At 38.8% G+C, this 12,878-nt stretch carries 12 protein-coding genes; 4 read left to right on the top strand and 8 right to left on the bottom strand.

Annotated elements, in window-relative coordinates; genetic code table 11:
• Positions 1-7: 7 nt before the first annotated feature.
• Positions 8-1,735 (bottom strand): methyl-accepting chemotaxis protein, encoded by a 1,728-nt coding sequence (locus N6H18_RS13660; RefSeq protein WP_262308836.1) that lies wholly within the window; start codon positions 1,733-1,735, stop codon positions 8-10.
• A 262-nt stretch (positions 1,736-1,997) separates the two neighbouring features.
• Here N6H18_RS13660 and N6H18_RS13655 point away from each other — a divergent pair, with 262 nt between their 5' ends.
• The gene (locus tag N6H18_RS13655) at positions 1,998-2,339 is read left to right on the top strand and encodes a T9SS type A sorting domain-containing protein (RefSeq protein WP_262308835.1); all 342 of its coding nucleotides are present in this window, start codon (positions 1,998-2,000) and stop codon (positions 2,337-2,339) included.
• A gap of 57 nt (positions 2,340-2,396) precedes the next feature.
• On the opposite strand, the gene N6H18_RS13650 is transcribed toward N6H18_RS13655, so the two are convergent.
• Genes N6H18_RS13650 through N6H18_RS13635 form a run of 4 tightly spaced genes read right to left on the bottom strand, consistent with a single transcriptional unit; the run spans position 2,397 to position 6,511 of the window.
• The gene (locus N6H18_RS13650; RefSeq protein WP_262308834.1) at positions 2,397-3,299 is read right to left on the bottom strand and encodes a DUF4340 domain-containing protein; all 903 of its coding nucleotides are present in this window, start codon (positions 3,297-3,299) and stop codon (positions 2,397-2,399) included.
• 6 nt (positions 3,300-3,305) lie between these two features.
• On the bottom strand, positions 3,306-4,823 hold the full coding sequence (locus N6H18_RS13645; protein ID WP_262308833.1) for a GldG family protein: 1,518 nt from the start codon (positions 4,821-4,823) through the stop codon (positions 3,306-3,308).
• A gap of 24 nt (positions 4,824-4,847) precedes the next feature.
• Positions 4,848-5,573 carry an ABC transporter permease subunit gene (locus N6H18_RS13640; RefSeq protein ID WP_262308832.1) on the bottom strand — a complete coding sequence of 242 codons (726 nt, stop codon included), beginning with the start codon at positions 5,571-5,573 and terminating at the stop codon, positions 4,848-4,850.
• A gap of 14 nt (positions 5,574-5,587) precedes the next feature.
• Positions 5,588-6,511 (bottom strand): ATP-binding cassette domain-containing protein, encoded by a 924-nt coding sequence (locus N6H18_RS13635; RefSeq protein WP_262308831.1) that lies wholly within the window; start codon positions 6,509-6,511, stop codon positions 5,588-5,590.
• Between the two features lie 394 nt (positions 6,512-6,905).
• Here N6H18_RS13635 and N6H18_RS13630 point away from each other — a divergent pair, with 394 nt between their 5' ends.
• Positions 6,906-7,796, top strand: coding sequence for a 3-hydroxybutyryl-CoA dehydrogenase (locus N6H18_RS13630; RefSeq protein ID WP_262308830.1), 891 nt, complete (start codon positions 6,906-6,908; stop codon positions 7,794-7,796).
• Position 7,797: 1 nt separating this feature from the next.
• Complete coding sequence (locus N6H18_RS13625; protein ID WP_262308829.1) at positions 7,798-8,874, top strand: DNA/RNA non-specific endonuclease; 1,077 nt, start codon at positions 7,798-7,800, stop codon at positions 8,872-8,874.
• A 51-nt stretch (positions 8,875-8,925) separates the two neighbouring features.
• Here N6H18_RS13625 and N6H18_RS13620 read toward each other — a convergent pair whose 3' ends face one another.
• Positions 8,926-9,906 (bottom strand): GlxA family transcriptional regulator, encoded by a 981-nt coding sequence (locus N6H18_RS13620; RefSeq protein ID WP_262308828.1) that lies wholly within the window; start codon positions 9,904-9,906, stop codon positions 8,926-8,928.
• 229 nt (positions 9,907-10,135) lie between these two features.
• On the opposite strand from N6H18_RS13620, the gene N6H18_RS13615 reads away from it, so the two are divergent.
• Positions 10,136-10,627 carry an SRPBCC family protein gene (locus tag N6H18_RS13615; protein ID WP_262308827.1) on the top strand — a complete coding sequence of 164 codons (492 nt, stop codon included), beginning with the start codon at positions 10,136-10,138 and terminating at the stop codon, positions 10,625-10,627.
• Between the two features lie 227 nt (positions 10,628-10,854).
• Here the strand turns inward: N6H18_RS13615 and N6H18_RS13610 are convergent, their stop codons facing one another.
• Together N6H18_RS13610 and N6H18_RS13605 are read right to left on the bottom strand one after the other, a co-directional pair.
• Complete coding sequence (locus N6H18_RS13610) at positions 10,855-11,445, bottom strand: tetratricopeptide repeat protein (RefSeq protein ID WP_262308826.1); 591 nt, start codon at positions 11,443-11,445, stop codon at positions 10,855-10,857.
• Between the two features lie 279 nt (positions 11,446-11,724).
• Positions 11,725-12,810 carry a DUF1573 domain-containing protein gene (locus tag N6H18_RS13605; RefSeq protein WP_262308825.1) on the bottom strand — a complete coding sequence of 362 codons (1,086 nt, stop codon included), beginning with the start codon at positions 12,808-12,810 and terminating at the stop codon, positions 11,725-11,727.
• Between the last annotated feature and the right edge of the window lie 68 nt (positions 12,811-12,878).

Below are 12,878 nucleotides of genomic sequence, written 5' to 3'. Positions count from 1 at the left end.
TTTAAAATTATGCGCTTTTACTTTGAGCATTGATATTGGATACTACTTCAAATAATTCCAAAGCGATTTTATTTAGTTTATTACTCATTTCAGAAATATCTTCAAAGCCATTTTGCAATACCACTGTTGACGTTGTCAATTCTTCAGCACCAGCTGCTGTCTGTTCAGATACCACTACGATATGCTCAATGGAAGATACCGTCTCATCAATTGAATCATTTTGATAACGAGCCGATAATTCTATTTCCTCCGATTTCTTAAATGTATCTGATATACTCATATTGATATTTTCGAAAGCATTCTTAGCATCTTTAGCTGCATTTGTTCCAGAACCAACATTTTCCTTCATGTCTTCTACAGATTTTATGACTTCAGAAATATCTTGCGAGACATTACCGATTACATTTTTAATTCTATTGGCATTTGTTTTTGATTCTTCAGCCAAAATCCGGATTTGCTCCGCAACCACAGCAAACCCATTCCCTGACTCTCCAGCTTTTGCTGCTTCTATGGCAGCATTGAGTGCCAATAAATTAGTTTGTGCTGCAATACCTGATATCACGGTAACTATTCTAGTTATTTCTTCAGATAAATTGGCTAATGAATTAATAGAAGTCTGAACCAAATCTGTGCTTTCACTTATTTGGTCTACACTCTTAACTACTGAACTAACCGTAGTATCTCCAAGGTGAGCATTATAAGTGCCCTGCTCAGCCACCTGCTTAATTGAAATTGCTTTAACATTAACTTCTCTAGCTGAATCCTTTACATTTTTCAACAAACGAGATACTTCATCTATCTGTCTAGATTGATCCTGTGCTCCTATTGAAATCTGACCAATGGCTGATGAAGCTTCATTCAAACTAGATTTCATAACCTCCACTCTCTCCTGCATATTGGTAGAATCTTTAGTCAAGTCTATACTAAGTTGATGAATTTTATTACTTAGCAGTGACGTCAATTTATCCTTACTTACCACCGCATCAGTGATATTCGAAGCGATTTTGAATACTTTTGTTACTTGCATATTGTTATCTAAGACAGGAGTATAACTCGCATATAACCATACAGGATTGCCACTTTTATCCAAACGTTTGAACTCCCCAGTTTTGACTTTTCCGCACGCTAAGTCACTCCAAAACTCTTTGTATTGTTTAGATTCTGTCAACACTGATTCACAAAACATCTTATGGTGTCTCCCTATTATTTCAGTATCTGAATCATAGCCAAAGGTCTTTATGAAATTGGCATTAGCGCTTAATACAACTCCCGTCACATTAAATTCGACCATCGACCAGCCTGTATCTACAGCCGATTTAAGCCAATTCCCTTGCTGTCTAGCAATTACCATTTCGGTTATATTGGAAGCAATTTTTACAACCTTGTACACATCTCCATTCTCATCGAACAACGGGGTATATGAAGCATTCAACCAAATTATTTTCTTGTTTTTTGATACACGTTCAAACTCATTTGAATTGGTTTTGCCAGACGAAAGGTCAGTCCAAAATTGAGCATACTCTTCAGATTTTACATATGTATCATCACAAAACATTCTATGATGGCGCCCACTAATCTCTTCCAATTTGTAGTCAAAAAGTTTTAAAAAAATTTCATTCGCATCTAAAATATAGCCTCTAGGATCAAATTCTATGCTAGCCCAAGCCGTATCTATGGACTTCTTCCAAAAACTAATGCCTTGTATTTTCTTTTGGGTTGATGAAAAATAATTCATTTAGTGATTAAGTTTAATTTCTCGATTAAACTCAAAGTAACTGCAACATACAGATTTAATTCATACACTTGTCATTAAAAAATCTTCAACAATTCTATTTTTCAGCTACTTACACAAACAATAACAATGAAATAATTTCATACATCCAATTCTTCAACTCGCATAGAAAATTTTAAAAGTCACCGATTCTCACTTTAGTAGCTTCCAAAGCTGGTCTATCATTGCATCGTAATCAAATTCTAAACACGAAAAAATTACGAACATGAAAACGACACTAAAAACAATCGCCTTATCCCTATTAGTTGCAATCTCTACTTCTGCTTTCGCTGGTGAAAAAGCTGAAAAAGTAGTTAGCCCAGAACTCAATGTTCAGATCAAAGCAACGGCTGATTCTAAAGTAGTTGTAATGTTTAACAAGCTAGAAGGTGAACTAGTCAAAGTAAAAATCTATGACGCTTATGGCGCATTGATCTACTCAGACAAAGATGTAGCTAGCTCAAAATATGCCAAAGCATTTGATTTGTCAGCTTACCCAGCTGGAAAATATGCCTACTCTGTATCCAATGATGTGTACAGTGTATCTAAAGTAGTAGAATTGAAATAACTTCTTCTTAGCAAAAAAATTAAAAAGCCTGACGAATTCGTCAGGCTTTTTTTGTCCTTAAAATTTGGAAGCACTCACAAAAACCTTGTCCCAAAGATTGCCATCCTTAAAATATGCTTGGGAATTGTTGGACGAATGAACAATCCTTTCTCCCTCTCTTATATAGCCTGACAATTTGATTTCTTGTCCATTGGCATGAGAAAACACAACACTTACTACAAGACTGAAAGCTGCTATTTCTTGATCATAAAATTGGCTACTACTTAGATAGGAAAGTGAACTGAGGTACTTGGCTACCGAGGTAGAATCTGCTTTTTCCCCTTGGATATCCCACATCTCTGCTCCTTTGGACAATACAAATGAACTATCTCCTGGATAGGAGAAAGTTATTTTTTCTAATGAGTCCTTGTGGATCCGAGCCACAGTCTTGTCTCTGTAGGCATTAGGATCAGTGGGAACAGAGAAAGCCATAAAATTCTTGACATTATAAACTTCTGATTCATCTGCCAACCTCACAAACGAACTATACGACTGCTGACTCTCCATAGAAAATCGACCAAGAATAATGTCCAAAGTCAATTCATTACCTTGATAAATTTTGACTTCTGTACCAGCTGTATCTACCTGATACTCCTTCCATTGTTCTTTCTTTTTACTAGCCAATCTGGATGGCTTGATACTAGAGAGTGTATTGAGTATATTGCTGACAGACGATGCACTAGCTACAACATCTTTACCATTGGGGAGGGTTAACTCCCATTCTTCTCCTTTCTTTGCAAGACTCACATTGTTCTTGGGGCTTGCTATTTCTATCTTGGAGACCAAAGGAATATCCAGATTCACCAATTCAGAACGAATCGATTCGCTTCTATTTTTTCTTACAGAAAAATCGAGTGCAAAATAGATCCCCACCAAAACCAACAATAATATAATTAGTTTGATATTTCCAATTTTTTTCATCCTCTATCATTTATAATTTCCTTGCATCCATCTTTGTTTTTTGCTCGCATAGCGCTGCTTTCTAATCAGAGCATATACCAATACCAAAAGTATAGGTACCAATACATTGATGTATTTGATGATTTCTCTCTCTCCATCTTCCAATTGGTCAATGGGTCGTGAAGTGACCCCTTTTGTTCTCAGATCAATCAATCCTGTGTCATCCGATAACCAATCAATGGCATTAGAAGCAAAATTGATATTGTCAGGACTGATCTGCTGAGGTGGGTTGCCGTTGACAATAAACTGCCCATTAGACACTACCACCAGCTTTGCCCTCTGATTGCCCACCAATGGACCATCTAGTGCCAACGCCAAAGTTTGCGACCCGTGGTTGAAATCGGCCTCTGTCCAACGTTTGTCAATACTCACCCCAGCAGGAGTGGTAGCCAAACCAGATCGTTCAGAAGTCATAAGCAGTGGTGAATATTGAGTAACTGAATCTCTCCCGATGTAGCTCAAAGCACTCACGAAAGGCAACATGATTCCTTCAAGCCCTTTAGTAATCGCATGATCTGGAAACTCACTCAACATTGGAAAATATGGAAACTTGATTTGGGATCGAAAGTTGAACATACCATTCTGCTGCTGAACTGTCACAGAACCAGAATTAGCATCTACCACAAACTGATCGCCCATTTGTACATCTTTGTTTCGCAACCACTCTTGCAAACCGATACTTGTTCCCTTGCTCAGATAACCACTCTGCAAATCTCCATTCATATTGCTATAGGCCACAAATACATTACCACCTTGCGCCATATAGGCATCGATCCTAGCAAATTCCTCTGCTGAAATGGTATCCTTTGGATGGATGATCGCCAAGGTTTTGATATAACCAGGAACCTCTGATTTTTGTTTGAGATCCAAAGGTTCCAAATCATAGAGAACGGATAACTGTCCTGATAACTGTACCAACCCTTGTAATGAGGGTTCTCCATGGCCTTGTAGGATCGCAACTTTTGGTTTGTCTACTACAGAAAGTTTCTTGATTGATGTAGTCAAATCGTATTCCATATTGACGCCAGGTTGTACGACAGCAATCACCTCACGCCTGTCTCCCATCATCAGTACTGCCCCCATGTATGCCTTCAGCTGTTGAACCTGATCTTTTTCTGTCACGTTGATGACCAGAGGTTGTATTCCATACTGCTGGGCTTCTCCTTCAATTTCTTCATCATCATTGGGACTGACAAACTCGTACACCACATTGCCACCAGATCGGTTTTCATATTCTAATAAAAGGTCTTCAAAATCTTGTCTATTGTTCAGTAATTGCGCTGGTAGATCTTCTGAAAAATATGCCTTGACCGTAACCACATCATCCAAATCATGGAGAATATCTTTGGTAGCACGACTCAAAGTATAGCGTTGGTCTTCGGTAAAGTCTAACCTAAAATACAATTTGGATGAAATCATGTTTACCACAAAAAGAATCAGGGCAAGCACAACCAATCGTAGAATTACATTACTCTTTTTTTGCATGTCTTATGTTCTTTTCAATAAAAATTAGGATTGCCAATTGCGTCTTGACAGCATGGCTTGTGACACGGTCAGACCAGCCAATACGACAGAAGCAAAATAGATCAAATCTCGAGAATCAATCACTCCTCTAGAAAGAGAGTCAAAATGAGTTCGCATACTCAAATAATTGAAAACAGCCCCTGAAAGCCCTCTAAAATTGAAGCCCATAACATCAAATAGCAATTGAAAGAAAATACCAATCAGTAGAGCAAAAAGAAAAGCAACTATCTGATTGTTGGTTATTGAACTAGCAAAAATGCCAATGCTGATATAACCCGCAGACAAAAATAACAGCCCCAAATAGCCCCCGACAATTGCTCCATGATCCACTGTCCCCAATTGACTCACTGTCATATAATATGGCAAAGTAGCCACCAAAGCTATCGCTACCAAAAGCCAACATGCCAAAAATTTCCCTGTGACGATTTGCCAATCAGTTACTGCCTTGGTACTTAGCAATTCTATCGTTCCTGATTTGGTCTCCTCTGCTAGCATCTTCATTGTCAATGCTGGAATAAAGAAAAACAAAGTCCAAAATCCAATCTGAAAAAAAACTTGCAAACTGGCCTGTCCTATTACAAAAACATTGTTACCAAACAGCCATGTAAAAAATCCACTTAACCCCAGAAAGATCACGATCAATACATAAGCGATCAGTGAATCAAAGAAAGCAGAAAGTTCCCTTCTGGTTATGATCCAAATTTTGTTCATGAATCTAATATTTTTTAGTTCGTTAAATCTCTAAATACATCTTCAAGACGAGTCTCGATTCCAGTCATCTCCAAGAGATACCAATTTTTAGCTACACACATGTCAAAAATGACCTTCCTAGATTCCTTGTCTGGTTTACTCTGCACTTGCAAAAATCCTTGCTTATGATCGAGTACGGAGACCTTCTCTACAGAAGCCAAATCTCTGAGTGCACTTTCTACCTCTTGCTTTGGTCCTTCGATACATACTGTCAATATCTCTTGGCCTTGAGCTTGCTGTCGAAGATTTTCTGAAGAACCATCTGCAACAATGTTTCCTCGGTTGATGATAAGAATCCGGTCACAGGTAGCTTCCACTTCAGATAGAATATGTGAACTCAGAATCACTGTCTTCTCTTTTCCTAACTTCTTTATCAGTTTCCTGATTTCTATGATTTGATTAGGATCCAGACCAGTAGTCGGCTCATCCAAAATCAGTACTTCAGGGTCATGAATCATCGCTTGGGCTATTCCAACCCTTTGACGGTAACCTTTAGATAGTTCACTAATTTTTTTGTGCTTTTCGACACTTAAACCACACATTTCAATCATCTCAGCGATGCGAGACGGGATCAACGTTTTTTCAACTCCCTGAATCTCAGCAGCAAACTTGAGATACTCAACGATCGGCATATCGGTATACAAAGGATTGTTTTCAGGAAGGTATCCGATCTTCTTTTTCACCTCTTCGGGTTGATCTAGTACAGAAATTCCATCCAAAAGAATGTTACCTGCACTGGGTGACATGTAGCATGTAATCATTTTCATGGTGGTACTTTTTCCTGCACCATTGGGCCCAAGAAACCCAACCACTTCTCCCGTTTTGATTTCAAACGAGATATTGTTTACTGCCTTTTGTACACCGTATTGTTTTGTTAGATTTTCTACTACGATGGACATATCATTCGTTCATATTAATGGTTCTATATAGCGTTTCAAATCAACTATGAGCACAATAATAAAACAGTGCTGTTTTTTTTTCAAGCATAGCTAAACACCTTCTTGTTAAAAATTGTTAACTCTAAAATCAGCCTCAAAACACCAAAAATTGAGTAAAAACATGATTTAGTCAGGATAATGAATTGATTTGGCAGGATATGAAAATGGCATATTTACATTTTTGCTCAGGTAATAAGTCGAAATCCCTAAGTCAACCAGTAAGAAACTGATCTAACTAATAAAGGCAGCCAAATGGCTGCCTTTATTATTTTCAAATACAACTCATCTCTTCTTTCGGATCATTGCATTTTTGACTAACATTGATTCCAGAAACACTCCCAAAAGTTGAGAAAGTATGAAAAATATATCAGTGATCGGTGCAGGAACTATGGGCAACGGCATAGCTCATGTTTTTGCACAAAATGGATTCAAAGTAACATTAATCGATGTCTCAACCTCAGCACTTCAAAACGGCATTGAGACTATAGAAAGGAATCTCGACCGACAAGTCTCCAAAGAAAAAATCACAGAAACAATCAAATCTAATACCCTCGCCAATATCCAAACTGCGACACTTATCTCCGAAGGCATCAAACGGGCTGACTTAGTCGTAGAAGCTGCCACTGAAACCGAACAGATCAAAATGGAGATTTTCGAGCAAATGGATAAACATGCGCCTAACACTGCCATATTAGCAACAAACACTTCTTCTATCTCCATTACTAAAATTGCAGCCGGTACCAACAGAGCAGACAAAGTCATAGGCATGCATTTCATGAATCCTGTACCCATCATGCAGTTGGTAGAGGTAATCAGAGGCTATGCGACAAGTGATGAAACCACAACAACCATCATGTCTCTGTCTAAAGAATTGGGCAAGTCGCCCGTAGAAGTCAATGACTATCCAGGCTTTGTGGCGAACAGGATTTTGATGCCGATGATCAATGAAGCCATCATCACTCTGCATGAAGGTGTCGCAGGTATAGAAGAAATAGACACAGTCATGAAACTAGGCATGGCTCACCCGATGGGTCCTCTACAATTGGCAGATTTCATTGGTTTGGACGTATGTCTCTCTATCATGAATGTCTTGTACAAAGGCTTTGGCAATTCAAAGTATGCAGCTTGCCCTCTGCTAGTCAACATGGTGACGGCAGGTGCATTGGGAGTCAAATCAGGTGAAGGTTTCTACCAATATAAAAAAGGCACCAAAGAATTGATCGTTTCATCAAGATTCAAAAAGTAAAATGGCTCAAGCGAGAAAAAAGAGTACAGCAAAACCCAAAAAGAGCAACAACAGCAGCAAAGGCGGTGGCAATCAGCCTCTGGTCATACTCATTATATTGGTTGTGATTGGATTGGCTATTTTCGGGCTACAGTATGCCTCCGAACACATGAATACAGAGCCCATTACCCTCTCGTGGGGTAGTGACGAAAAACAACAAACAGAATCCAGCAGCCCAAAAAGTGTAAACAAAGAAATAAAGAAAACTGTAGCTACCCAGTCTAAGACAGCTACTGAAACAAAAAAAAACACGCCCCCTCCTATCGATGAAGCATTCGATGAGGAAGAAATGGTAGAAACAGTAAAGCCCAACGAAGACCTCCCTACCTATACGAGTACGGATAGTTACTATTTTTCCAAAAGCTTTGATTTTGCATGGCCTAAATACACACAAAATGATCAAATCATTGAGCATGAATTTTACACCTTGAAATACAATGAAAAAACCGAACAGGCAGATTGGGTCGCTTATAAATTGACTGCCACCAACCTAAAAAATGCCAAATTCAAGCGCAAGGATGACTTCAGGCCTGATCCAGCGGTACAAACCAAATCAGCACACCCAGATGACTACAAAGGCAGTGGATATGACCGAGGACATCTGGCGCCAGCAGCGGATTTCACCTGGGATGAGAGTGGCCTCAGCGAAACCTTCTACATGAGCAACATGAGCCCACAAGCTCCAGGATTCAACCGTGGCATTTGGAGGAGTTTGGAGGAAAAAGTAAGAGATTGGGCGATAGCTAACAAAGAAGTCTTTGTCGTCACAGGCCCTATTTATGAGGGAAAAACAAGCAACATTGGCAAAAACCACGTAGCTATACCTAGTGGATACTACAAGGTAATTATAGAATTGCAAGGTTCAGATGTCAAGGCCATTGCATTTTCACTGCCCAACGAGTCTGTATCAGGCCAGTTGTATGAATTCGCTATGACTGTAGATGACCTAGAAAAGGCAACTGGCATGGACTTTTTCCCATCCATACCAGACGATTTAGAAAACAAGGTTGAAAGCTATTACGATTACTCCGCTTGGTAAATTGAATGAAAACCGATCATATTTACCCTAGTACACAAATGTAAAACGGTTTCAGCCCATGGTTTCCTTGTTGTATCTGTTTCGATACGCTAAGGGAGACATACCTGTTATCTTCCTGAATACTTCTCGAAATGCTTTAGCATCTGAATAGCCTACTTCATACATCACTTCATTGACGGTCTTTCGATTAGTTTCAAAAGCTCTTTTTGCAGCTTCTATTTTCACTCTTTGCAAATATTCAATAGGGGTATTGCCAGTCGCTTTGATAAATCTTCTATCGAAAGTTCGTCTACCAACCGAAAACATAGAAGACAACTGTTCAATGGATATTTTTTTCTTCAAATTACTTTCAATGTATGTTTGTGCCTGTTGAACCATATCATCACCATGCAATTTTTGTCCTGTGAAAATGGTAAATGGAGATTGACTTTGCCTATCTATTTCAATCTGAAATACCTTGGAACAATATATGGCAGTGGGTCTGTCATAGTATTTCTCCACTAGGTAAATTATCAAGTTCAAAAAGGAGTATGCGCCACCATTGGTATAAATTCCATTTTCATCCGTGATCAATTTATCGGTTTGCAAATTCACTTTCGGAAACATCCGTCTGAAATCATCCACCACCGCCCAATTTGTCGAACAACATTTACCCTCTAGTAGACCCGATGCTGCCAGCAAGAAGACCCCTGTACATATACTGGCAACTTCTGCACCTTCTTCATACTGTTTAGCAATCCAGTCAATTAGCGGTTGATTTGCCTTCATAGACTTTTGATAATTATGATTCAATGAAGGGATAATAATAAGGTTGGTTTTAGCAATGTCCGATATTGAAGTGTGTGGTTTTGCAACAAACAACCCCTCATGAAACTCCACTTCGGTTGAAACACCTGCCAATTCTATCGTAAACAACCTTTCTCTACCACACTCCTCCCAATAGCGATTGGCTCTGGTAAATATTTTATAAGCACCTACGATGCTGCTCAAATTATTCTCTCCTTCAGGAACCAGTATGGTAAGATGTCGCATGAAATTTTGGCCAAAGATAAAAATATGATTTGTCTAAATCAACCCGTGACATAGTCCATTTCGCACAATCATTAATTTGCATTGACACCATAGATTTGTATCTCAAATGTAAAGATCAAACCCTGTGAAAGGAATAAAAAATAATCTCCTCGCCCTACTTGCAATCATAGGGTTCATGTTTAAAAGCACATATTCTACCCCATCTGAAATCACAACAAAAAATAAAACAATGAAAAATGAAAATTACACTACCACACTGCTAGTAAATCAATCACCCAAGGAGGTATTCAACGCCATCACCAATGTACGAGGCTGGTGGTCTGAGCAAATAGAAGGGAATACCGCTCACCTCAATGATGAGTTTAGGTATCATTACAAAGACATCCATTCATGCCACATAAAGCTCATAGAAGTTGTGGAAGATGAAAAAATTATATGGCAAGTAGTAGATAACTACTTCAACTTTACCAAGGATAAAAGTGAATGGAAAGGAACAAAAATCAGTTTTGAAATCATTAAAAAAGATAACAAAACAGCGCTAATCTTTACCCACATTGGATTAATTCCTTCTTACGAATGTTATGACATTTGTACTGACTCATGGGGCAACTATATCACTGGCAGTCTCCGTAGTCTGATCGAAACAGGCAAAGGACAACCCAACCCGTATATCCCTGCCATCAAAAATGCAGTACGTTTAAAAGAGGAAAACAAAGAGTAATTTGGGTCTTTCACATGTATGACATACCCCAACCAGTCTTTTGCAAAAGACTGGTTTTCAGCTTTAAAACAACCATTTGCCATTTCTCACTTTGTCTCACTATGAGCTGAGAAATGGCAAATGGTTGGTATTCCTTAGATTAAATTTTGATCTTCTCAATATGGCACTGACGATATACATCACAACCATACACAGGGTAGTAGGAGAAATTAAAAGTTGCTACCCACTTAATTACAATATTTTGTGATAGCAGCATCTGCCTCAGGGATATTCAATCGTTTGGCTTGGTTAAAGTCCTGACAGGCAGCTTTAGGTTTTTTCTCTTGTAGGCGGATGGCGCCTCTATACAAATAGGCCTCCCCATATTCTTTGTTGAGATTGATCGCATTGTTATAAGCTCCCGTAGCTTTAGGAAAATCTCCCATATGATGACTCGCTCTCCCTACCCAAAAATAGCCTTCTGCCAAATCATCTTTTACCTTGATTGCAGACTCTGCATAAAAGAGCGACTGCTCATAATTCTCAGCTCGGTAATAATGCTTGGATAAACTCAACATCGCAGATGTACTCTTTTGATCCAATTCCAATACCTCCTGAAAATCAGCCAATGCTTTATCATACTCCTTCAGTTCCTCATATGATCTCCCTCTATTGTACAACGACTTGACGTGTGTAGGATGAAGCTCCAAATATTCATTGTAAGCCTTGACTGCCTCAGTATATTTTTGTTTGGCATATAGGCTATCTCCCTTGTTGGCATCTTCTGCCTCACAAGCAATCAATAAAGTAAAAATCAGTATGAATAGGGTATTTCTCATGTTTTTAATCATTTGAGGGGCAAAAGTATAAGCTTTTGTCATAGAAAACCACTCTGTCACCAATTGAGTTTAGTCTGAATAATGTCCCATAGGCAACCCTTACCTACAATATAAGTGCTAGGCGTGACACGAAAAACATTGATTATCAGTCATTTAAAAATTGATTTCGCGGTAACAAATCGAATCAAAATATAGAAGTCAATAGACGACCACATTGGATCATGAGATGCTATCTCCTATTTTTTACACATTTTCAGATTTGCCATGCCAAACCTGTCGTCAATTATTCTTCTCAGCTATGGCACGTATAGTCACTACTTGGGTAGGGTTTTCCGGATCATTGGTATATATATATACCGTCTTATTTTGTGTCCCCCTTCGGTTGGTGGTGTCCAGACTTAACTTCAGATTTACTGACTTTCCTGGCTTGATATCATAGTCATCCAGTTGGGTCGTCAAACATGCACAATTGGATTCTATTTTCCTGATGTTCAACGTTGACTTCCCATGATTGTATAATACATAGTCTGCAGATACGACCTTGCCCATATCCACCCGTCCGACATTTTGCAACTTATCCCCAATCATCAATACTGGTGCCTTGGCTCTATCTGCATCTGTCATGGGGGCAAAATACTCTCTGATGGTGGCTCTCACATTCAAGGATTTTTGAGCATCCTCTTTTTCATCCGTATAAAATGAAATTCCATGGTTTTGCATTCCCAAATGATCTTTGAAACTTGGATCATACACCAGTGTTACGATGCTCTTTTCCTTGGGCGCCAAGACTTTGGACTCGAATGTCAAACTAATAAATTTCGGACCATCGTATTGATCCAATATTCTTAAAGTGTCCTCTCCAGCATTGTATATATCTAGTGCAGTTGTGATCGTTTTTTCATCAGTAATCCTTCCCAAATTCACATTTTGACTTTTAACCCTCAGATCACCCATTTTATAAACCAATTCTTCTTCGATGGTCTTTACTTTTGGTACAACTGTTCCTTTGATGTAGGCATAGGCTACTTGAGGAGAGCCATTGGTTGTGATTCGCAAGGATTTGTTAAAAGTACCAGGCCTGTTCATCGGGTTGTATTGCGCTCTCACGTATCCCTTCTCTCCAGGCAAAACGGGCTGTTTCGTCCAGTCAGGGGTTGTGCAACCACACGATGCCTTGACAGTAGAAACCAACAGCGGTGCGTCTCCTACATTGGTAAACTGAAATTCATACAGCACAGCACCGTCTTCCTCTTGAATACTTCCAAAATCATGTGTTTCCTTTTCCAATTCAATTTTGGCTTGCCCATACATTTGACCATAAAACACCCAGGTAAAAAGAAATGTGGAAAGGATAATCTTGTTCATAAAGCTGATTTTTGATTGAAAGTCAAAAATAGGAATAAAATTCTTTCCAATCTGAGAAGTATTTCTTT

This window comes from Reichenbachiella agarivorans, assembly GCF_025502585.1.
Taxonomy (GTDB): domain Bacteria; phylum Bacteroidota; class Bacteroidia; order Cytophagales; family Cyclobacteriaceae; genus Reichenbachiella; species Reichenbachiella agarivorans.
The sequence above is the reverse complement of the archived record's forward strand: the minus strand, read 5'-3'. Positions and strand labels throughout refer to the sequence as shown.